General features: G+C 58.2%; 14 protein-coding genes. 12 read left to right on the forward strand and 2 right to left on the reverse strand.

Features of this window, described 5'->3' with window-relative positions:
* The first annotated feature begins 1 nt into the window (after nucleotide 1).
* Genes IPH10_06460 through IPH10_06475 form a run of 4 tightly spaced genes read left to right on the forward strand, consistent with a single transcriptional unit; the run spans nucleotide 2 to nucleotide 2,551 of the window.
* Entirely contained in the window at nucleotides 2-148 is a 147-nt protein-coding gene (locus IPH10_06460; GenBank protein ID MBK6910562.1) for a hypothetical protein, read from the forward strand.
* Nucleotides 145-1,275, forward strand: a complete 1,131-nt coding sequence (locus IPH10_06465) for a succinylglutamate desuccinylase/aspartoacylase family protein (GenBank protein ID MBK6910563.1) — start codon at nucleotides 145-147, stop codon at nucleotides 1,273-1,275. The genes IPH10_06460 and IPH10_06465 overlap by 4 nt, the downstream gene beginning before the upstream one ends.
* Nucleotides 1,276-1,289: 14 nt before the next feature.
* Nucleotides 1,290-1,844, forward strand: coding sequence for a hypothetical protein (locus IPH10_06470; GenBank protein MBK6910564.1), 555 nt, complete (start codon nucleotides 1,290-1,292; stop codon nucleotides 1,842-1,844).
* Nucleotides 1,841-2,551, forward strand: a complete 711-nt coding sequence (locus IPH10_06475; protein ID MBK6910565.1) for a LamG domain-containing protein — start codon at nucleotides 1,841-1,843, stop codon at nucleotides 2,549-2,551. The genes IPH10_06470 and IPH10_06475 overlap by 4 nt, the downstream gene beginning before the upstream one ends.
* 92 nt (nucleotides 2,552-2,643) lie before the next feature.
* Here IPH10_06475 and IPH10_06480 read toward each other — a convergent pair whose 3' ends face one another.
* Nucleotides 2,644-4,005, reverse strand: a complete 1,362-nt coding sequence (locus tag IPH10_06480) for a T9SS type A sorting domain-containing protein (protein ID MBK6910566.1) — start codon at nucleotides 4,003-4,005, stop codon at nucleotides 2,644-2,646.
* 275 nt (nucleotides 4,006-4,280) lie between these two features.
* Complete coding sequence (locus IPH10_06485) at nucleotides 4,281-7,193, reverse strand: matrixin family metalloprotease (protein MBK6910567.1); 2,913 nt, start codon at nucleotides 7,191-7,193, stop codon at nucleotides 4,281-4,283.
* A 293-nt stretch (nucleotides 7,194-7,486) separates the two neighbouring features.
* Between IPH10_06485 and IPH10_06490 the strand changes: the two genes are divergently transcribed.
* The 8 genes from IPH10_06490 to IPH10_06525 all read left to right on the forward strand — a co-directional run bounded on the left by IPH10_06490 (nucleotide 7,487) and on the right by IPH10_06525 (nucleotide 21,857).
* Nucleotides 7,487-9,646, forward strand: coding sequence for a choice-of-anchor D domain-containing protein (locus IPH10_06490; GenBank protein ID MBK6910568.1), 2,160 nt, complete (start codon nucleotides 7,487-7,489; stop codon nucleotides 9,644-9,646).
* A gap of 19 nt (nucleotides 9,647-9,665) precedes the next feature.
* Nucleotides 9,666-10,037, forward strand: a complete 372-nt coding sequence (locus IPH10_06495; protein MBK6910569.1) for an acyl-CoA thioesterase — start codon at nucleotides 9,666-9,668, stop codon at nucleotides 10,035-10,037.
* Between the two features lie 42 nt (nucleotides 10,038-10,079).
* The gene (locus tag IPH10_06500) at nucleotides 10,080-12,263 is read left to right on the forward strand and encodes a glutamine synthetase III (GenBank protein ID MBK6910570.1); all 2,184 of its coding nucleotides are present in this window, start codon (nucleotides 10,080-10,082) and stop codon (nucleotides 12,261-12,263) included.
* 389 nt (nucleotides 12,264-12,652) lie between these two features.
* A complete protein-coding gene (locus IPH10_06505) occupies nucleotides 12,653-15,823 on the forward strand; it encodes a TonB-dependent receptor (GenBank protein ID MBK6910571.1) in 3,171 nt (1,056 codons plus the stop codon).
* 15 nt (nucleotides 15,824-15,838) lie between these two features.
* Complete coding sequence (locus tag IPH10_06510; GenBank protein ID MBK6910572.1) at nucleotides 15,839-18,157, forward strand: hypothetical protein; 2,319 nt, start codon at nucleotides 15,839-15,841, stop codon at nucleotides 18,155-18,157.
* 16 nt (nucleotides 18,158-18,173) lie between these two features.
* Complete coding sequence (locus tag IPH10_06515; protein ID MBK6910573.1) at nucleotides 18,174-19,070, forward strand: hypothetical protein; 897 nt, start codon at nucleotides 18,174-18,176, stop codon at nucleotides 19,068-19,070.
* Complete coding sequence (locus IPH10_06520) at nucleotides 19,067-20,089, forward strand: PorV/PorQ family protein (protein MBK6910574.1); 1,023 nt, start codon at nucleotides 19,067-19,069, stop codon at nucleotides 20,087-20,089. The genes IPH10_06515 and IPH10_06520 overlap by 4 nt, the downstream gene beginning before the upstream one ends.
* A 10-nt stretch (nucleotides 20,090-20,099) precedes the next feature.
* Complete coding sequence (locus IPH10_06525; protein ID MBK6910575.1) at nucleotides 20,100-21,857, forward strand: hypothetical protein; 1,758 nt, start codon at nucleotides 20,100-20,102, stop codon at nucleotides 21,855-21,857.
* The last annotated feature ends 18 nt before the right edge of the window (nucleotides 21,858-21,875 follow it).

Here is a 21,875-nt window from a genome sequence, read left to right on the forward strand (position 1 = left end):
GATGCTTTTCTGGATCTACTGGCTGCTGGCGCTGGCGCTGCTGGGACTGGTCGGCGTGAATTTATGGCGTGAGCGTGACTGGCGCAAACAATTCGCGGCGGCGATCGTGTTGGTGCCGCTTATCATGCGCGTGCTCCTGATCAAATGAAGCTGCGCTTACTGGCACTCTTTCTGATCGCAGGGGTGACGTTGCTGTGCGCGGTCGCGGGCCGGGAATTTCGGCAAGCACGTTTGGATGAAGAACTTTTTCCATCGTCCGCGTTCACGAAGCGCCTTCAGCTTTCAGACTTTCATTCGGTGTTGCTCGGCACACGTGGCGATACCGAGATACTGGACTTTGTGGGAGCCGATTCGGGCGGGACGGTTCTCATTCTCGGCGGCACGCATTGCGACGAACCCGCGAGCTATCTTGCCGCATATCTGCTGGTCGAGAATTTGCAGATTGAACGCGGGCGGGTCTTGGTGATTCCGCGGGCCAACCGTTCAGCGATTTCGCACACGACTCCCGGTGAAGCCCATCCCGCGCAGTTTGCGATTCAGACAGCGTCCGGCCCGCGTACGTTCCGCATGGGCAGCCGCTACACGAATCCGCTTGATCAGTGGCCCGACCCGGAAGTTTATGTGCATAAGCCTTCGGGTCAGGAACTCTCGGGTGCGGATAGCCGTAATCTAAACCGGTGCTATCCCGGTCGTGCAAATGGCCGCTTCACGGAGCAGATCGCCTTTGCCATCAGCGAACTTGTCCGTCGTGAACACGTAGACCTCGTCATTGACCTGCACGAAGCGTCGCTCGAATATCCGGTAATCAATGCGATAGTTGCGCATGAACGGGCCATGGACTGCGCCGCCAATGCGGTGCTTGAGTTACAGATGGAAGGTCTCGATTTCGCCTTGGAGCCTTCGCCGTCGTCGTTCCACGGCCTGTCACATCGCGAACTGGGCGACCATACCGCAACGCATGCCACTCTGATGGAATCGGCAAACGCGATTCAAGGGCGCTTACGCGGTCGCACGAATGCCGATCTGCTCGTGACGGGCCGCGACCCTATGTACGAACGCGCAGCCGCGATAAACATGACTCGCGTTCCCTATGATTCAGAGGGCATTCCCCTCGAAGTGCGCGTGGGCCGACACCTTGCTGGCTGCGCCAAGCTGATCAGCAGCTTCACACAACTCAACCCTGATCGCGCCCTGTCGGTGGTGGGTATGCCAAGTTATGCTGAATTGCAAGAACACGGGCTGGGCTACTACCTTGATCATTCTGCCAAACCATAGATCGTGAGACGACCATGCTAAAGAAATTTCTACCCGTGCTCCTGCTGCTGGCCGTCTGTCTTGCGCAAGCCGCGGAGTTCAAGGCCCCTGTGCTGCTCACGTCAGGCGGTCAAAGCGCGGACTTGCAGTTGGTGAAGACGCTGCTAACCCGCGAGAACATCGCGTTTAATGTGAAACCGCTCGCGACGGCCGCCGACTTGGAGCAGGTCGGCAGTGTGATCATTGTGCTGGGCGGGTCGAGCAAAGGTCTGGGAGCCGCCAAGGTGAGCGCCGAAGAGGAGTCCGCGCGCATGACGGCGCTGCTTGGGGCCGCGCAGGAGCGCAAGGTGCCGGTACTTGCCATTCACGTCGGTGGCAAAAACCGCCGCGGCGCGTTGTCCGATGAGTTCAATCGTTTGGGCGCCCGTGGCGCCGACGAGTTGATCGTAGTCGCAGGGGGTGACGACGACGGGCTCTTCAAGGGCGTGGCCGCCGAGCGTTCAATTCCGTTTGAAATCGCGCCGAAAATTTCCGATGTCGGCGCACTGTTGCGCGCGCGTTTCACATCTGTGGAGCCGCCCAAAGAGTGAAGCGCGCATGGATGGCCGCCCTACTGTGCGGGGCGGCGCTGTTGTATGCCGAGCCGCGTCCTGCAAACTACTGTCTGGACTTAGACGGCAAGACCGCCGGTGCGAAGCTGGAGAATGCCGGCGCGCTGTTCGCGTTGAATGGCGCGACGCGATATACGTTTGAGGCATGGGTGCGGCCTCGCACGCAAGGCGGCGGTGGTCGCGGCCGGATTCTCGATCAAGAGAAATCCAGTCTTACCTTTTACTTGTCTGATGAAGGCCGCATCGGCTTTCGGCCCAATCGCGACGTCGGCTGGCAATTATCCGAAGTGAATTCGGTCCGCTACTGGACCTGGCAACACGTGGCGGTGACCGCGGACGGGAAGCTCCTGCGGTTCTTCGTCAACGGTAAATTGGTGACGGCCGTGCCTGTCAATACGATATTGAGTGTCAACCGTCGCCCGATCTCGATCGGCAACGGCCTAGGCGATGATGACACACCGCGCGGCTTCGATGGATGGTTGGACGACGTGCGGGTCAGTGATGTCTGCCGGTGGACGAAGGAATTCACGCCGCCTCAACGCGGTCGCTATTCTCCGCCGACCTCCGCGACCGTGTTGTACCTACCGTTTGACGAAGGCCCAGCCTACGATCTCGCGCTGGACTATTCGACCTCGAATGCCGAATTGCGTATCTCGCCGCCGCTGACACGCGTCAAAGCGCCGTAGATAATCGGAATGCACGACATGAAGAAGCCCGCCGCGATCCAGTCGCGGCGGGCTTCTCGTTTCAAACATTTCGGCGCGTGGCCGCGCGGATGCTACTTCATCAGCAGCATTTTCCGTGTAAGCACTTCAGAACCCATTTGCAGGCGGTAGAAATACATGCCTGTAGCCATGGACTCCGCATTCCAGTCGGCGCGGTAGCTGCCCGCGGTCATCTTCCCGTTGACAAGCGTCGCGACGCGCTGTCCCATCAGATTGAAGATCGCCAAATCCACTTCACCGTCACGGGGCAGGGAGTACTCAATGACCGTGCTCGGGTTGAACGGGTTCGGGTAGTTTTGCGCGAGGGCGAACTCACGCGGGACAATGGGCTGTTCGTCACTCGGGAGCACGATTTCAAGCGTATCGGTGAAACCGCAGCCCGTGCCGAAGTCACCCGACGTGGACGAGTCATGCATGACGATCATGCACGATGTGCTCTGCACCGCAGGCTTGTCGCAGGTCAATTCGGTAATCAACAGCAGGTCGGGATCCGTCACTTCGCACATGCGCGTCACGAATTGGCCGCCGCACCACAGATCAAAATAGAGTCGAGCGCCGCAGCGCACGCCTTGCGGCGGGCTGGTGAAGAACATCGTGATCTGATCGGATGTTTGCGTGTAACCCGGCGTAGCGAAGTGCCGGAGGAACGTGCGTCCGACGCCGATGGCATGATCGGACTGCTGCGCTCCGTTGATCGCGACCACGCCGACTTCCACGCTGCCGTCGGCGCACACCGCGAATTCTGCATCACGGGCGTCGGCCGGACGCGGCACGGCGAATGTCCAATCGTCAGTCGAATTCACGCGATAAAACACCCCGAATCCGGTCAGTCCTTCACCGCTGTGATCCCATGTCACCGACACGGCGGTGCAGTATTGATCATCCGAGACCTGAACATTGGTCGGAGCACTTGGTGCGACGCCGGTCGGGCAGGCCGTGTTAGAGCAGTCAAAATTCTCGATCGTCAAGTTGATGAACTGTGGCCCGGTGGTCACGCGAAATGTATCCGACGTCCAGCAACAATTTGCGCCGCTGATTTTCAGATAGTATACAGGCTGATCAGGAGCAGCGGGCATGGTTCCGATCTGCCACGCGGGATCGGCAAAGAAGTTACCTTCCATACCGCAAAAATCCATGCCGTTAAACGGTTGGCAACTGTAGCTCGCCTCGCCCGGCAGGGTTCCCACCGGAACAAGGTCGTCCGTGGCATCGGGCCCGTTCAGATTCTCGTCCCAGAAAATGCACCAAGCGTCAACATTATCCGCGAACGGTGTACGCGAACCTACATCACAACCACAGCCCAACACGGGCTCTAAGCCGCAGTAATTCCAAATCACGGTCGCATCTTGAGCCACACCAATTTGCGCGCAGCACGTCAGGAGCAGTCCAAGAGTCAGTAAACGTAGTGCTTTCATTGATTGACACCTCCAGAGGATGGTATTTGTATACAGTTTGAGTCGAATGTCATGCCTCTCACACCTGCCAAAATTCTCACGTGAGACAGCTGCTGATACGAACTCCCACCAGATTGCAAACGCAGAAAAAACAGGTCATTAAATCGCGTTATGCAGATGGGTCAGAGCAGTACACCCTGAATATACATGATATGGAAATTTACATATAAAAGCATCTCCCGCATGAAAAAGGCCCGGCGCATTGCCGGGCCTTCATCTGTGAGGAATGTGTTAGCCTACGGTGTCGCGGAAGAAACGACGACATAGAACTTCGTCGCGTCCGCGGGAATAGCACCGACATCGGTAAACGTTGTGCTTGCCGTCGAACCTTCGAGCGTCGTAAACGGGCCTTCCGTGACCAGCGACGAGTACACTCGGTAGTACGGCGCACCCGAACCCGACCACGTCAGCACGGCGTCATTGCCATCCGCAAAGATCACCAGATTGGTCGGGGCGGGAATCGCCTGACCAAGCAGTCGGATCATGCGCTGGCCGCCTTGCGCGTTAGGCACCAGGTCGTTCTCGCTATACCACTGCAAGTCACAGCCGTCGTAGAAATAGCTATTCGTGCTGGCAGTGTTATCGTCGCGTCCGAATGCCTCATACTTACCCAAGTCCGGGTTGTCCACGGCGACGTAAAATGGTCCGCCGAGAATCAGGGGCGCTCCAAGCGCATCCAACGTTGTGACCGTCGCCCACGCCACTTGACCAGCAGCCAATCCGCCAACGACGTTCCCGACTGAACCGCTTTGCTCCGCGAAGACGACCGTGCTCGGCAAACCACCGGCACCGTCGGCAAGCAAGACGCGACCGGTAAACGGCGAGTGCGCTGAATCCGGATTGAATTTGGCTACGGCCACTTGGAAGCCGCACAACACGAACGGATAGGCCGGGGGTGTGTACTTCACCGCCCACGCGAAGGGGGTCTCGTTGGCCCAGTTATAGCCCTCGGCAGAACCATCGTCAAAGATAATAGCGGCCGGACAGTCTTCAACGTCAAATGTAAACGTATCGGTATTGACTGTGCTATTGCCGTCCGTCGCGCGAATGAAGTAGTCGTAGGCGCCTTCGGCCACCACGAGTGCAGCAGCATATTCGCTGGGATTGCCCGTAAACGGCATCGCGGTCGAACTGAACGCTCCGGCGCCGCTTACGCGATGGAACAATGTTGTGGTAATCGGGCCTCCGTCGTCCGTGACCTTGGCTGTAAATGTCGCCGATCCCGGTTCGACGTCCCCGTGTTCATCGTGTACGATTACCGGCGCGTTATTCACAATCGTAATGGTGAAATTCGCGTTGGATATATCAGTGGCCACGGGCTCATTCACGGAAGTCAAGCGCACGCGCGCCGTCGTCGTTGCCGGCGAACCGAATACGATGCTGGCGCCCACGTTCGGGTGTGCGCCGAATGACTCCCACACACCGCCGGGATAGTTGCGATTCAATTCGATCAGGACATTGCCGGTAACGCCGTTGCTGCTCCACGTCAGTGAATTCGCCGCAGCGCCATTCCACGACTCGCCGCCGTTGGGTTGAACCACAGTAATTGAGGGAACGAAAATCGTGAAGTCCACATCAGACACGTCCGTTGCAGAGGGCGAGTTGATGCTCGTGACGCGGACGCGATTGGTCGCGGACCCGGGACCCGTCACGGTCCAGCTATGCGTGCCGTCGTTTGCCGTATTGGCCACGATGGACTCCCAAGCACCGCCCGGGTAGCTGCGATTGAGTTCGATATTCACATTGCCAGTCACAAGGCTCGATGTCCACGTAATGCTCTGCGCCGTACCGGCCGTCCACGTCAGAGCCGTGTTCGGCTGGGTGACGTTGATGGTTGGCACCGCACCCGGCGACAATGTGAAGCTCAGACTATAGACCTGAATGGCATTGACCGTGCCTTCGTATACCCGAATGTAGAACGTACCCGCGGACGGCAGCGGAGTGTTGGCGATGGTCTCAGCTATCCCGGCGGCATTGCCGCTTGCCTCCGCCAGAACCGTCGTGCCGTCGGTGCCATACAGCCGGACCGCGAGATTGACATCGTCCGCTGTGTTCAGATTGCCGCCGCTGCACGTGCAGGCCGACGTCTGGGCACACTGCGGGAACGACTGACCGGTCGGCGTCATCGTTACGGTAACCTGCTTGCCGGCAGGGACCGTAAACGCATAGTAGTCAGTATCGGTATTGTCGTCAATCGACATGTTGCTCAGCGACGTTGTGCCGTCGGCGGGGCTGCCGAAGGACGTCGCCGTCGCGGGTGTATCGTTTGTTTCAGCCGAATCACCATACTGCCGCTGAACACCGCGAATATCGTCATGCTGCGGGCCGTCGTAGTCCGTGCAGATGTATGGTTCCATTAGGAACAGGCAGTCATCCGGGCACACGTGGCTCAAGCCGAAGCCGTGACCGGCCTCGTGCGCTGTCACGTTACGGAAGAAGCGATAGTCCTGCGTACCACTGCCCCAATTCTCGGCGTTGTCAATGACCATGTCGCCGGTATTCGGAAAGTAATTGTAGGCCAGCACTCCGCTCGATCCGTCGAAGCCGATCGATGAAATTCGAATGTCGCCGCGCACACCGACAACACCCGGAGAGCTAAACAGCGCGGCGCCGTCGTCATTGGCTTCTTCGACATATGTGATCCCGGACAGTGCTTGCCAACGGTCGAATACTTGGCGGAACTTCGCCTTGCCATTCGCGACGCTGCCGAAGTTCTGCGTCAACTCGGCGTGAATGCTGTTTGGCTGATTGCCGAAGTCGGCATCGGGCACGGTGATACCGTCCGGCACGAAGCTGTACGTCAAGATGGTCGGCTCGCCTTGCGCGCCGCCCGTGCCGTAAGCAGTGGACGTCCAGCGTGAATTTGAAATGTACAATGCCGGGTTGTTCCAACCAGCGTAGATCCGATCCATAAGCTGCACGATGTCAGCTTCACTGGTGCCCGGATCAAAACAGTACATCTTGGGAGCCAGGCCGTTCTGCCAGCTCGGTTTCTGGAACAAGTCGGTGACCGCATCCCACGGCGACACTTCGGGAAGTGTGGGTGCGTTAGTGTGGTTACAATACGGGCAGGTCTCGTCGGCCAGTCCCTGCTCCACGGCCAGCAAACAAAACAGCGCGGCACACGCGATGCGTAGCGCTAAATTCATCCAATGCTTGTACATCCCTGGACCCATTTGTTTCATCGTGACGTTTAAATATGTCTGCCCTAAGAGCAGGTTTGCCCCAGACCTATAAAATAGGATGAAAAGACCCGAAATGCAATAATTATCCGGCATTTGGGATTTTCACCGCAGGAAAACTGGCCGATAGTAGATTTCCGGCAAAGTACCTGCCAATTGGCTTGCTTTCGGGTCAGACAGTGTTTATCTTAAAATCTTGTAACGGTCGCGGTTGTCAACCGTATAATACAAGCAATCAACAACTTAACGAGGTACCCGCCATGCGCCCGCTCCACGCCCTTCCTCTCGCGTTGCTTCTCGCAGGCTTGATCGTCGCGCTCGCTCCGGCTCCGGTAGGCTCGCCTCCAACCGCAGTGCTGGACCTCTCTGCGACGTGCGGTGCACCGGCCATGCCTCGCGCCCCGATGGCCGTCTGCTTTGCCGAAGGCACCGACCCTGACTATATGGCGGAATGGACCCAGCGCCTCCTCGACCGCGTGAGCAGCCTCGACTACAACCTGGGCGGCCGTTGGACGAATACGGCCCATGGCGCGACCGGTTCTCAGGGCGACGGGGTTACCATAACGTACAGTTTCGTTCCGGATGGTGTGAATGTCGAGGGCCAACAGAGCGAACTGTACGCCCGCATGAATGAACTGTTTGCAGATGAAGATGCGTGGCAAGGGCTGTTCGCTCAGGTCTTCGCCCGCTGGGGCGAGGTGACGGGCAATACGTATGTTCTGTCCACGGATGACGGTGCGGCGTGGGGGCCCAATAGCCCCGGCGCTATCGGAGCGCGCGGTGACGTACGCATTGCCATGACGCCGATTGACGGCGGCAGCGGCGTCCTTGCCTATAACTACTTTCCGAATCGCGGAGATATGGTCATAGACGCAGACGAGAATTGGAACAGCGGGGCGAACAACTACCGCTTCCTGCGCAACGTGCTCGCGCACGAACATGGTCACGGTTTGGGCTTGGAACATGTTTGTCCGATTAATACCACCAAACTTCTCGAACCGACTTACACACCAGCCTTTGACGGCCCGCAGCACGACGACATTTTGGCCGGGCAGCGCGGCTATGGCGACCCCTACGAGCCCAACGATGAAATCGCGTCGCCGTATAACATTGGCTTCGTGGACGGCGTACGGGTGGTGGAGCTCGCCAGCCTCGACGACAACACGGACATTGACTGGTGGCAATTTTCGGTGACGGCAGGCCGTTCACTGACTTTACGCATCGAGCCGGACGGGCGCACGTATCTTGAGGGCGAGCAGAATGGCGACGGCAGTTGCGAAGCTGGCACCAACTACAACACGGCGGACAACCAGAATCTCAATATCACGCTTTACAACGGCGTCACGAATATCGAACTGACGCCCGTCCCGGACAACGGGGTCGGGAACCCTGACGAATTATTCCGCTACGACGTGCCGGCCAATGTGACGAATTTGAAGATTCAGGTGAATGGCGCGGTCAACAACGAAATACAGCTCTATCGCCTGAGCATTGAATCTGTGGATCCTGCGACACCCTATACGTTAGGTTGTCCGTTGGCGATTGACACGACTCTGCTCGGCGTCCCGGCCATGGGTGCATTGGTGTTGGTGAATCCTCCACAGGCCGATGAGTTGACGGTCTCTTCTATCACAGTGGACGGCCCGTTTAGCGTGAACCCGACTGGACCGCTCACGCTTGCGCCGTCGGGTGAATTGACCGTGCAGGTTACGTTCGACGGCCAGGAGTTGGGTCTGCACACCGGCACACTCACGATTCAGCATAATGGTCCGGGTGCCGCTCTGGTTTGCGAAGTGAAGGCAGTGGCCATCACGTCCGAACTGGTCTTCTTCACAGGCACCAGCGTCGCGTTCGGCGACGTGCCCATTAACACGACGGACAGCACACTGGTCGGCCTGCGTTCGGACGGCAACGTCGCTTTGATCATCCAGTCTATCACAACGGCCGCGCCGTTCGGCATTGACTTCCACGGCCCGTACACGCTGCGCCCGGGTCCCCTGCTGCGCCTCTATCCGCGTGTGCATCCGACGCAACTGGGCGAAGTCAATGGCATGCTCGTGATTTCGCACTCGGCGCCGAGCTCGCCGGACACCGTGTTTCTCACCGCTACCGGAACTCCGAATCTGGCGACGCCGGACAACGGAGCGCTGCCGCAGAGTTTCGCGCTTCACCAGAACTACCCGAATCCCTTCAACCCTGCGACGACCATCGCCTTTGATCTGCCGCAGGCCGCGCATGTCAAACTGCGGGTGTACAATACACAGGGCCAGCTCGTGCGCGAACTGCTGCACGGAGAGTCCGTTGCGCCCGGCCGCCACGCGGTCACGCTTGACGCTACGGGTATAGCCACAGGAGTCTACATCTACCGCATCGAAGCCGACGGTTTCCAGGCCGATCGCAAGATGCTGTTGCTGAAGTAGCAGGAAGGCCGATTAGCCCGTGAGCGCATCGTTACGACACAAAGTTTCGTCCAAGCTCTGCATGGTGCAGAACTTGGGCGTCAATGGCACGCTATTCGGCGGCAACATGATGGGATGGGTGGATGAAGCCGCGGCGATTTTCGCGCACGAGTACACCGGTGAACGATACATGGTGACGTTGAAATTCGGCGAGTTTGAGTTTCATCACCCTGTGCGTGAAGGTGACATCATCCACTTCTATTGTATTAATCCGAAGATCGGCCGCACGAGTTGTTCCTTCGAAATTGAAGCGATTACGACACACGGCACGACGGTTGTCAAGACCAGCGCCGTGTTCGTCTGCGTGGACCAGCATGGCCGACCCAAGCCGATTGACAAGCGTCCGAATTGACATCCTACCGACCGCGCCACCATTCTCAACACTCCTCACTCCATGAACAAGTCTCTCTCTCGTTCCGACAGTCAGCCTGCCTACAATGGAACGCCGCGCAACGGCGCTGGTGCGCCGCTGCAGCCGACCGAACTCTTCGGCATCAACGTGTTCTCATTGGCGGTGATGCGGCAAGTTCTGCCCAAACCCGTGTACAAGCACTTGCTGGCGATTCAGGATGGCGGGGCGGAACTTGATCCTGCCACCGCCGATGTCGTCGCTGCGGCGATGAAAGATTGGGCCATGGCCCGTGGGGCCACGCACTACTCGCATTGGTTTCATCCGCTGCACGGACTGACGGCCGAGAAGCATCAGTCATTCTTGATTCCGACGCAAGACGGCGGGGTCATTACGGAGTTCACGGGCGGCAACCTGCTTCAAGGTGAGCCTGACGCGTCGAGTTTTCCATCCGGCGGCACGCGCTCTACCTTTGAAGCGCGCGGTTATACTGGTTGGGATCCGACCAGCCCTGCTTTTCTGATGGAAGGCCGTTTTGGCAAGACGCTGTATATTCCCAGCGTCTTCTTGGGTTTTAACGGTCACGCGCTCGACAAGAAGGCCCCGCTGCTGCGCTCGATTGATGCGCTAAGCAAATCCGCGATTCGCGTGCTGAAACTTTTCGGTCACGACGCCGCACAGGTGATCACGACAGTCGGCTGTGAGCAGGAGTATTTCCTCGTGGATCGCGCGCTATACGTGCAGCGCCCCGACCTGATGATCTGCGGTCGCAGCCTGTACGGCGCCCGGCCGCCCAAGGGCCAGGAGATGGAGGATCACTATTTCGGTTCGATTCCCGAACGCGTGCTGGCTTTCATGGAAGACCTCGAAACCGAGCTCTATAAGCTCGGTATTCCAGTGACGACGCGGCATAACGAGGTCGCCCCCTGCCAATTCGAGATCGCGCCGGTCTTTGAGCGCGCCAACATCGCCACCGACCACAATATGCTGATGATGTCAGTCATGCGTCGGGTGGCGGCACACCACGGTTTCGCCTGCCTCCTGCACGAGAAACCATTTGCGGGTATTAATGGCTCCGGTAAGCACAACAACTGGTCCATGGCCGACGACAAAGGGACAAATCTGCTCGAGCCCGGTTCCACACCGCACGACAATGCGCAGTTTTTGGTGTTCCTGACGGCCGTAGTGCGCGCGCTGCACTTGCACGGTGACCTGATGCGCGCTTCGATTGCTACGCCGGCCAACGATCATCGCCTAGGCGCCAATGAAGCGCCGCCTGCGATCATCAGCGTCTATCTCGGCGATACGTTGATGGAAATCGCCGAGGCGATCATCGGCGGCAAAAAGATCGAGAAGAAGGCGATTTCGCATCTTGACATCGGCGTCTCGGCGCTGCCCAAGCTGCCGATGCACGATTCCGACCGAAACCGCACGTCACCGTTCGCTTTCACGGCCAACAAGTTCGAGTTTCGGGCCGTCGGCAGCGGGCAGAACATCGCGCGGCCCAACATGGTCATCAACACCATCGTCGCTGAGTCGCTGCATTACATGGCCGACGAGATCACGGCCGCCCTGCATGCGGAGAAGGACTTCAACAAGGCTGTGCACAGCGTCGTACAGCGAGTGCTCACCGAGCATCAGGGCGTGCTGTTCGGTGGAGACAACTATTCGGCGGAATGGCACAAGGAAGCCGAGAAGCGGGGCCTGCCCAACCTGCGCACGGCAGTGGATGCCATCCCGATGTTCGTGACGGCGAAGTCCATCGAACTGTTTTCGCGTTTGGGTGTGCTGACCGAAGCGGAATTGCACAGCCGCTATCACATCAAACTCGACACCTACCTGAAGATGATCAGTATCGAGGCGGGCTTGATGTCGTCCATGGGGGCCACGCAGATACTCCCGGCCGCAATTGAGTACCAGCGCCGCCTCGCGGCTTCAATTGACGAAACTGAAGAAGTGTTGTCGTCCGCCTCTTTGACAGGGCAGCGTTCTCTGCTTGAGCTGCTCGCGCAAGCGATCGAGAGATTCATCAAGCGGTTGGAAACGCTCGATGAGATCCGCGCCGAGGCGCCCGAGTCGGACGATCATTTATTGGTTTCGAAGTACTACCGCGACAAAGTGATTCCTGCGATGCAGGACCTTCGAGCCGCTGGCGATGAGCTGGAAGTGATTGTGGACGCGAAGCTGTGGCCCATGCCGAAGTATCGCGAACTCCTGCATATCAGTTAGCCGGTTTAAGACATTATGTTCAAGGAGAGCCGGGGCCTGCCTCGGCTCTCTGTTATTTTACAAATTCAGTCATATTAAGGGGATTGGCATGCGAGCAATACGCAACTAATGTTTTGAATAATGTGGAATTATGAGTATAAAAATTGGCCTTGTGACAAACTTACGGAACGGGAATCGGGCATTAAATACTTTATAAAAAATGTTTTAAGGTATTGACAACCCGGTGTATCCGTTGTATTATAGTTTGGGTCCTGTCCGCCGTGCGCTGCTTCCATGGCTCGATTTCCAAAGCGAGTTGCTGGGCTTCTCACGGCGTTTTTCGTGAGTTCCTGTCGAAACACTGATAATCCATTCACGCGAGTCGGGTGCATGTCACCCGGAGGTGGTCAATGGTCAAATGGAAAAAAATAGTTTGTACGCTCCTGTGCTTTCTGGCGTGTGCCGGGTCGCTATGGGCGCAAGGTGTTGGTAAGCTCTCGGGCACGATAACGGATGCCGCGACGGGCAGCGGCATTCCTGCCGCCAACATCATGATCGAAGGCACCGCGCGCGGCACGGCATCGGACGTGGACGGCGAGTTCTTCATCTTGAACTTGCCGATCGGTGAGTACACGGTGCGCGTAACGACCATCGGCTTCGAGACGCAAGTCATTGCCGGGGTCGTCATTGCGTCGGAGCAGACAACCGAGTTATCGGTAAAATTGTCTGAGTCCGTTTTGGAAGGGAAGGAAGTGATTGTGATCGCGGAGCGTGACGTGATCAAGCGTGACGTGGCCAACACAGTGCGCTCGGTTGACTCGCGGGAAATCGGTGAATTGCCGGTCACCCAATTCTCTGATGCGCTGGCCCGCCAGGCGGGCGTTGTTGGCAGCGGTACGAACCTGCACATCCGCGGCGGTCGCCGGGACGAAATTTTGTTTCTCGTGGACGGCCTTGCCGTTCGCGATCCGCAATTTCAGCGCCGCTACATGCAGGTGCCCAAGTCGGCCATCGGCGAAATGCAGGTGTTGACCGCCGGTTTTAGCGCGGAATACGGCGAAGCGCAATCCGCAGTGGTCAACTTGGTAACCCGCGACGGCGAGCCAAAGTACTCCGGACACATCGAGCATGTGTTGGATGTTGACGGCTTCGGCGGCGGTACATTTTCGACCGACGACCTCTTGCAGGAATCCAATCTCGATGTGCCCGTGGATGAGCTCAAGTCGCTGCCTCACCAGCAAGCGGATCGCAAACAGGGCTATCAGGACTACGACTATACGGAAGTTTCACTGTCCGGACCGGAGCCGATCACCGATCGGCTTTTGCCGCGTTTGGGCGTTGAGGTGCCGGGTCGTCTCTCGATGTTCGCGTCCGGCACGTTCTGGAGCCGCAACGCCAATGAATTTGGCACGCTGGTCGGCGGCGACACGTGGTTCAAACCGCAGGTGTTCGACTGGTTCGGCGCCGACGTGCGTAAGGGTGAAGCCTATAATAATACCAATGTCAAGTTGACATGGAATTCAGAGAAGAGCTACAAGCTCAGCGCGGGCTGGGTGAATAATCAGGAGCGCGTGAATCCTTATTGGTTCCGCCTCTCAGAGCGTTTCCCGTATGACTTCCCGCTGGCCGAGCAGACTCTGGGCATGCACGCGCTGGCCTCGACGCAAGGCTACGCAACGAATGCCAAGGAGTATGACCAGTGGACGCTGCAAGACTTGAATGGTGACGGCGTGGTGGACGACGCGGATCGTCGGTTGGCGGACGATGACGGTGACGGCCGCATGGATGAGGAAGCCCTGAACTGGGCGGACGATGACGGCGATGGCCGCATTGATGAAGACCTGCAATCCTACACCTACAACCCCGCCAATCACATTCGCGCGGACATCATCCGCGACCAACAGCTTTATGCCACGCTGAATCACACCTTGAGCGCCAAGACCTTCTACACGCTGCGGCTCGGCCTCTATGACGCGCAGCGGACGCTGGCCGGCGGCGGCAACGCGGCCAACGAGTACGGACTCGCCTCTGAGCCGTATACAGATATGCCCGAGGCCGACGGATTGCCGAACGGACGTTATGATATTGGCGAACCGTTTACCGATCAGGACGGCGACGGCATGTGGGATTACAACAATCCCGGCAACGCCTATCCCAGCGTGAACGGTTTCCACATCGCGGGCGACGGCCTTGCCGGCAATTCGCAACAGCTTGTTCCAGACTGGGCGAATTTTGATTCCAAGACCTACACATTCAAGTGGGACATGACCTCGCAGGTTCATCCACGCCATCAGGCGAAACTGGGCCTCGAATACAACTACTACAACGTTGCCGCGGAAGATCGCCCCTATCCCACGATTGACAACGGCGGCCTCGGCATCTACACCGACGTATACCGCTACTACCCGTCCGCCGGTGCGCTCTATTTGCAGGACAAGATGGAGTATCGTGACATCATCATCAATGCCGGCCTGCGTTTCGACTACTGGCGCATCGGCGGCGAGACGATTCGCGCGTCCAAGGCCGACGATCCGCTGACGGCCAACTACATTGACTATGATACGCCGAGCGAGAACGGCGATATGTATGTTTCGCCTCGTCTCGGGATCGCGTACAGCGTGACCGACCGTGACGTTTTTCACTTCAACTACGGCTATTTCTATCAGCGCGGCCGGCAGGATTACTACTTCACCGGAGTGAATCAGTTGCAGACGGGCGGCACGCCGGTTGTGGGCAACCCGACGCTAGAACCTTCTAAGACCATTGCGTACGAATTAGGCGTGCGGCACCAGTTCAGCGGCGATTTCCTGCTCGACGTTTCGACCTACTACAAGGACATCAAGAATTGGATTCAGACGGCGTCTCAGAACGAGCTGTTTTTCAATTTGGGTATTCCGTTGTCCAGCCGCCAGAATGCCGCCATCTACTACAACGCGGATTACGCCTCGGTGCGCGGCTTTGAGTTCAATATCACCAAAGACTACGGCTCGTATCTATCCGGCCGTCTAACGTATACACTGGCGTGGGCGAGCGGCAAGAACTCTTATGACATCGGTTCGGACGTGACGCGCTCGAACTACGTTGTCCCGGCGGGCGAAACGCCGCTGGCCTGGGACCGCCGTCACCAGATCGTGTTTAACCTGGGAACGAATTACCCGCTGAAGGGCAAGCCCTTCACGCAGGAGTGGCTGCGCACGGGTTGGACGCTCAATCTGTTGACGCAAGTGCTGTCCGGCCTGCCCTACACACCGACTCAGGTGAACGGCAGCAATGTCGAAGGTCAGGAGTTTGCCGATAACTCTCCGTGGACGTACACGACGGACGTGAATGTCAGTCGCCACTTCCGCATGGGCCAACTCGACTGGCAGGCGCTGTTTGAAGTGCGCAATCTCTTCAATACGGCCAATATCCTCGGCTGGGATCGCAACCAGGCGACTCTTGACACCTATTATGACGGTCAACCCGGCTATAACAACGACAACACCAGTCCGAATTACGGGATCAACCCGCAGTCGGGTCCGAATCCGGATGCGTGGGACAGCCCGCGGCAGGTGCGCGTTGGTCTGGCGGTTAACTTCTAATCCGGAGCACCGCCCATGAAAATTTACACACGAATTCCCCTTTTTCTGCTTGTCGCGCTGCTTGTTTTGCAGCCGGCGGCGGAGGCGCGCCACGCTACCGCGCCGCGTGGCCCCGTGCGCACTCTGAACGATGCCGATCCGAGCGCGCGGCCTGATGTGATTGGACATGACATCGGCAATGTGCGCTTTACCATCGCCAACTATGGTGAGGCGGGCAACCCGAACAACTTGCCCGGATTTGCGGGCATGGAATTTCCGATCAATAGCGGCAACGACTTTTTGTTTTCGGCCGGCGTCTGGATTGGCGCGATCGCCGGTGGCAATCGGCTCGTGTCCACGGCCACCGACGGCGACAATGGAACCGGCGAGTTCTACCCCAAGAACATTCTTGCCGTTCCCTTTGCCAATACCACGACAGAACCTGATTGGTACCTGACATCAAAGACTCTCACGAGTTTTGGCGACCGTTTTATGGTTTACGGCGCCAAGGACATTGACGATGACGGAGACTGGGATGGTACGGCGGATGACTTCGACGGTAACGGTCGCGCATCCAAGAACTACGACGGCGGCCGCGGTCTCATCGGCTTCGACGACGACGACGACGGTTCGATTGACGAAGAAATCGTCAACAATCAGGATGACGACGGCGATACCGAGATTGACGAAGATACTGACGGCAGCGGCGACAGCAACTTTGATGGTAACTGCAACTACGATCCCGAACCGCACATTGACGAAGATCCGGCGGGGGACATGGCCCGCGACTTCGTGGACAACGATGCGGACGGTCAAGTGGACGCAGAAGATGCGGATAACGACGGCGACTGTTGTCCGGGCTTCTTCGACGATGACGGCGACGGGGCCGACGACGAAGACGGCAACGCACGCGGTGTTCAAGAATACTACGCGGTGTTTACGGACGATATTCAGGACGATTTCGTGTCCAGTCCGGACGTAGACGGCCACACGCCGTTGGGCATCGTGGTGACGCAGCGCACGTACGCGTTCCCCGAGGCTTACGCCGGTGACTTCATTCTGTTGGATTACCGCATACGCAATGTCAGCCCGCTGCCGCTGCGCAATGTGTTTATCGCCATGTTTGCCGACCCGGACATCGCAGCTCAGGGAGAGCCCAGCGACGCCGCGTCGTTAGACGACTTCAACTACTACGATCCCGATCGGCTGATGGCCGTGCAGTTTGACGACTATGAAGACGATGACGGCTCGGGCCCGGGCGTTTTCGCAATGCGGGTGGTCAAATCTCCCGTGGCTCTCGATCAGCTTCGCGTTACGTTCCGTAACTTCGACCGTGGTTCGGGCGGTGACCCGGTAACCAATGCCGACAAGTACGACATGATGGCATCCGGCGATATCAACCCGCTGAGCCCGGAGGCCGGCGACTGGCGCATGCTGATCTCCTTCGGCGCGGAGGCCAGCGACGGCTTCACGATTCGCCCCGGCGAGACGCTGCCGATCACAGTGGCCTATATTGCGGGCGATGACACTGCGGACATCGGCGTCAATGCTGAATGGGCGTTGGCGATGTATCTGAATGACTTCCAGGGACCGTCGTCACCAGATGCCCCGGAATACACGGTGGATGTTTACGAGGACCGTGTTCGTCTGCGCTGGAGTCCCAACGCCGAACTATCGGTGGACGCCATCACGGGCGACTCCGATTTCGAAGGTTATCGTGTGGAGCGACGCACCGGTCAGCTTGATTGGCAGCGGCTGGTGGAGTATGACGTAATTGACACGCTTCCCGGCGAGTTCGAGTGGCAGAACTTCAACTATGGCATGCCGCCCGATACGATTCACTACGAAGATGGCTCGTTTGAGTACGTCTATTGGGACACCGGTCTGATTCCGGGCCAATCGTACGAGTACATCGTACGGGCTTTTGACAAGGGTGTGTTTGGCGCGGGCGTGCTGGAGTCAGGTCGGACGGGCAATTCGCGTTCGGTTACGATCGCTGCGCAGGCGGGAGGGCTCGGCGGCGGGCCGCTGTCCGGTGTGTATGCCTATCCCAATCCATATAAGGGTGGCCACGCCGGTGAAGGTATCCCCAATGAAACGCCCGGCGGTTTGGAATTTGTGCGCAAGCTCTACTTCCGCGGGCTGCCGACCAATACTGATCCCGGCAAGTGCGTCTTACGCATCTTCTCGCTCGGCGGCGACTATCTCGCGGCGCTGGACCACTACAACGGCACGGAGCAGGCGGAGTGGAACATGCGTACGCGCAATGATCAGGAGATTGTAAGCGGTATCTACTATTTCACGGTAGAATACGGCGGCGATCTGTTCATGGACAAATTTGTCGTCATCAAGTAATCCCAAGGAGTTCAAGATGACGAAAACACTATCAATACTGTTGCTCGCGGCCGGTGCCGTTCTGCTCTTCTCATGTGCGGATCCGCGTACACCCGCGGCTCTCGCGCCCGAGTTGTCACACACGGAGACCATTGTGCTCTGGGAGCAAGCCGTTTCGAACAATGCGACGATCAGTGCGGACTTCACGGTTCGCGCACCGCTCGCGGACATCAATCAGCCGGGCGTGGACGAACCGGCCCGCCTGACCGTGGCGGCGTATATTGTTCCCGATGCCGATGTCTACTGGTATGAATCGATCGTCGGCGATTCTATTCCCGCGTGGACAAACGCCTTCATCCGCTACCTCGTCGCAATCGAACGCTACCAAGGCGTGTTGGACTCGGTGGCCGGTGTCCGCGCGTTATGCGATACCGTTCCGGCCTCGTGTCCACCGGATACGAGCGGATTGATACCGGCAGAACAGTCTGCAGGGCTGGCTTTGGCACCCTATCAGGATTCGCTCGCCGTGGGCGTTGCGGACACAACGCGCTTGGGTGCGACGCGTGATTCTCTCGGTATCGTTCTGGACAACCGTTTCGTGTTGGCCCTCTGGATGGACGGTGACACGACAACGGTTTACCCCGACGCGCTGCTGGACGGAGCAGGCCGCCTGAGCGGTCAAGGTTTTTATCTTGCCGCGACCAATTCTGAGACCAACATGAAGGGCCGCGGATTTGAGTTGGACATGGCTCAATTTGAAGCCGCCGACCTCAGAAATCCAGGCCGACCGATTGAATTCAATTGGACGACCTGTTTCATTGGTTCGACACGTCCCTGTTTGTCAGAAGGGACTCACACGCTGCACGCGCGCGCCAGCGGCGTGTCGCGCATCACCGCAGCCGTGGTCTTGGTTTACGCGGAGGAACGGCCATGATCCGTATTCTAATCTGTATTGTGTTGGCGTTTGCCGCATCGTCGGCATTTGCGTTGGAAAAAGTCGGGACGACTTCGATGCAGCTGCTTAAGCTGCCGATCGGTGTCCGCGGAATCGGTATGGGCAACGCACTCGTCTCTGCTGCGGAAGGGGCGGAAGCTGTGTGGTGGAACCCGGGCGCCCTGACGACAGCGAATAAGAACCAAGTGCAGGTGGCTCAAATCAATCTTCCCGCCGACATCCAGTGTAATTCGCTGGCCTATGCGCGGCAGTGGGGCGACTACGGTGCCATGTCTGTCCACCTGATTAATCTGTTCACGAACGACATGCCTGTGCGAACGTTGGCGGCGCCGGAAGGCACGGGCGAGTACTTCAACGCCTCCGACTTTGTGCTGGGCGCCTCCTATGCTCGCAAACTAACCGATAAGTTCTCGCTCGGCGGGCATCTTCGTTACCTGCGCAGCCAGTTGGAAGAGCAGAAGTACAACGGCCTGAGCGTTGACCTTGGCACGGTCTATCAGACCGGTCTGCGTTCGCTGAAACTGGGAATGGCCATTCAGAATCTCGGCCCCGAAGTGAAGTACAACGGCAAGTTTCTCGACTACCGCGAGGCCGCCATCAACGACGAAGAACCGGGTCTTGAAGAGTACGAGGGCGCGAGCCTGCCGACGATGTTCCGGCTGGGAGTCTCCTTTGACTGTTTTCAGATGTTCAAGATTGAGACCTGTCCCAATCACTCGGCGCTCTTCGCGGTTGAGATGGATCACCCGAACGACAACAAAGAGCGCTTGAATTTTGGCGGCGAGTACGGATTCCAGAATACGCTCTACCTGCGCGCCGGAGGCAAGTTTGGCTATGACGAAGAGAGCTTTGCCGCCGGAATCGGTCTGAAATTCGACGTGATGAGCGAATACGGTTTGAACTTCGACTATGCCTACTCGCATTGGAACCGTCTGACCGACGCAGGCGACGGATTTATGGACCAACCGCACCGCTTTGCGGTCGCATTCACCTGGTGAGGGCTGACCAATGAAAAAACTCATCCTCACAACTCTGTTGGCGACCTATGCCGCTCTCCTGATCGGCGGCTGTGAAGTCGGTGATCCCGGCTCGGCGCTTGGCAATCGCGCACCCACCACGGCAATCACGTCCGCGCCGCGCAACGGGGGTACGACAAACCACTTTCTGTCGCTCTACTGGTCGGGCAACGATAGCGACGGCGAGATCGCGGGCTTCCGCATGTACATTGATGGCCAGTTAGTGGCATTCACAACGCGCACCGATAGCGCCATCTCGTTTGCCTCGCCTTCAACCGGCGAACTCGTGTCGCACACATTCAAGATTCAAGCGGTGGACGACGACGGCGAGGCCGATCCCAATCCGCCGGAAGTGCAGTTCTTCACGACCAACACGGCGCCGAGCTGCATCTGGAGCGCGGACAACACCGTTGGACCGAATGCTAACGTGGGTCAGGGTTTCCGGCTGATTGTCGAAGGACAGGATGGCAACCGTTCGGGCCTGTGGTTTGCAATCAGCGTGGACGACACGGAGAGTTGGACTCCATGGTACGCCGATTCTGTCTTTCTGTTCTGTGATCTTTCCCTCGGCGGATTCCCGTCGGACCACATTCCCCTGACGAATGCCGGCTTGACGTTCGGACAGCATACGTTTTACGCGCGCTGCCGTGACTCCGGCTTCGCGATTTCGCCGATGATCTCGCGCACGGTCACGGTGCAGCCGAATCGCATTCCGGCCATGGACGACGTGATCACGCGGTACAACTCCGGTTCGGCGTCCGACAGCCTCTATCCGGATGGCTCGATCTACCACAAAGTGAACGCCGAAATGGTGGTGGCTTTCACGGCGACGGCACAACCCTATCGCGGGCTCATCCATTCCTATCGCTATCGGACAAGCGGAGGCGATTGGAACGATTGGATGGCGATTCCTGAACTGGTCATGCCCGACCTGCCGGTCGGATCGTATGATTTCGCGTTTCAGGCGCGTGACATGGCGGGCGTCCTGTCCGATACCGCAACCTATTCACTGCGGCTGATCGAGCAATCTCTGACCGATTCCGTACTGGTGATTGACGAATCCCGCAACGGCGGTGGCGGCCCCGGGGCGCCTTCCGATGCGCAGGTGGACGAATTCTATGCGGCGATGGTGGCCGGATACAATGTCCGCAATCTGGACATGACCGAGCGCGGTAATGCACTGGTGTCGCCGAATGATGTCAAGGATATTGGGTTGATTCTTTGGCATGCTGATGATCGTTCCGAGTATTTGCTCGACGACAACCGCCGCATTCTCTCCGAGTACATGCAGCGCGGCGGCCGTGTTATTTTCAGTGGATGGGACATCTTGAGCGCGTTGACTACGACCGCCGGGGAGCAATACGGCGACTCGGACTTTGAGTACCGCTTCATGCGCGCTTTCTCATCGGCGCGTGATCCGAATGCCAATCCGAACGCGGTGCAGGAAGTCAGCGGTTTCACGGGCGAGAACGGCTTCCCCTCAGTTCAGATAGACCCTGTCAAAGTGCTTCCATCGTGGGAGGGTTCGATCACGCGTGCCTGGTCGTTTGAACCACGCGGCGAGTGTACGATCATTGGCCGGGCCACGACGCTAAGTTCCGACTACTTCCAGAATGGCGCGGTGGTGGGCTACTATTATGACCTGAGCTTCCGTGTCGCCATGTTCGGCGTGCCGCTCTATTTCTGCCAGCAGCAGCAGGTCGAGGCCCTGTTTGAAGTGTTGATGCCGCGCATGCTCACCGGTTTGTGATCTTCCCAAGACGAGAGG

This window comes from bacterium (assembly GCA_016702305.1).
Taxonomy (GTDB): domain Bacteria; phylum Electryoneota; class RPQS01; order RPQS01; family RPQS01; genus JABWCQ01.